This window comes from Neokomagataea thailandica NBRC 106555, assembly GCF_001598495.1.
Lineage (GTDB): Bacteria > Pseudomonadota > Alphaproteobacteria > Acetobacterales > Acetobacteraceae > Gluconobacter > Gluconobacter thailandicus_A.
The window spans coordinates 1-1,582 of the sequence record NZ_BCZB01000069.1 but is presented as its reverse complement, the minus strand read 5'-3'; the positions used below and the strand labels follow the sequence as shown (position 1 = coordinate 1,582).

Genomic DNA, 1,582 nt, shown 5'->3' with positions numbered 1-1,582 from the left:
TATGCTGAGGGATCCATCGGAGCAGGCCCCCGTGGCGGACCGCCCAAGGCATGGCTTAATGACCAAGGTGATGCTGATTTCGAACGAAATGTTTGGGTTAAGAATAACTTATATGCAAACAATGTAATGTTACCATCTGGGCCAAACCTTCACGTAGGTCAACAAGCCGCCTTGTACGGTGATGATTATAACGCCGCCATACGTACTAATAATACTTTTTATGTGCAGCATCCTGATGGATCAGCAGCCCCTGCCTATGTGAATTCTTTAGAGACAGAAACGGGTATTAAAATCCATCCTATGGGTGAAGAAGGTGCCGGATGCCCATATAATGGGACTATATCTGCTCAAAATGATGGAAGTGGAAACTTATTAGACTGCATTGATGGGCACTGGACTTCAATTACACATTCTAGATTTACTTATTATGTACCTAAAACAAACAATAACAAATATGACTTTGTATATAATAATCCAATAACAGGAACAACAACTTGTCCAGCGAACACCAATGATGTTCCCATTGCGACATTATGGTATGGAAATTATGGTTTTACCCAATTACATATTTGTTTTAATTAACAAATTTAAAGAAAGAAAACTTTCATTTTTATTGAAATATTTTGAAATAAGAAAATTCGCAGTTTATATATAATATAGTATATTTTTTATAAAAAATATACTATATTATATATGGTAATAAGTTTATTAACTGGGATTATATTCTTGAGTATCGGCATAAAATTCGGAACATTTTCTTTTACCCCTCCCCTTTTTATAAAAATAAAAGAAAATAAACTTCGAAATAAACATAGAGTTTCTGCGAAAATGCCTGATTACGGAACTCGGAAAATCAATGGAAAAAAAGTAAAGCATGTCGTCTCCCTTGGTACGCATTGCCTCGCTTCAAATATTTTAAAGTCATCCGGATTGAAAAATTATTCCTTACCATTCGATTGGGTATTTTCAACACCAGAATTCGTGATTGATAATATCAATCGTAATTTTGAGTTATTTCTACCCAATAATTATACAGATTATAAAGACTATGCAAAATCAAATTTTAATTTGGATAATGTTTTTGTACATAAAAATCCAGAGACGCCTGAATACTTTGCTTATTATACCCGATGTATATCCCGTTTCAATGATCTTTTAAATTGTAAGGATGGAAAAATATTTTTCCTCATATCGCGATCTGACAACCATTTATCGTCTCATTTTACTAATTTAGTAGAAATTTTATCTAAAAAGACCAAAAATTTTGAACTTATTGCCGTAGATCTCGAAAAAACCTGCCCCTCAAAATCTGAAATAAAACTCAAGCAAGTTAATGAAATTAATGGCTCTAGACTTTTTAAATTCACCCCAAATTCAGATGAGAGTAAACTTGGTTATTTCCCTGATGTAGTTGATGATATTTTATTACTAAGGTTAATTTATAACTATCATCTGGATTTGTGATTGCTTATCTATGCCCATTTTATCTTGTGCTATAATGGCTGCTTCAGCCTATCATGTCCCTGAAAAAGACTTGCTAACAATTGTCCGGCATCAAGCTAACCCTAGCGGCCTTATAAAC

Annotated in this window: 1 protein-coding gene and 1 pseudogene; both read left to right on the top strand. The window is 33.7% G+C overall.

The window, feature by feature from the left end; genetic code table 11:
• Positions 1 to 582, top strand: a pseudogene (locus tag NTH01S_RS11945) (shufflon system plasmid conjugative transfer pilus tip adhesin PilV); the annotation flags it as partial.
• 144 nt (positions 583 to 726) lie between these two features.
• Positions 727 to 1,464, top strand: a complete 738-nt coding sequence (locus tag NTH01S_RS11405) for a DUF1796 family putative cysteine peptidase (RefSeq protein ID WP_169802082.1) — start codon at positions 727 to 729, stop codon at positions 1,462 to 1,464.
• The last annotated feature ends 118 nt before the right edge of the window (positions 1,465 to 1,582 follow it).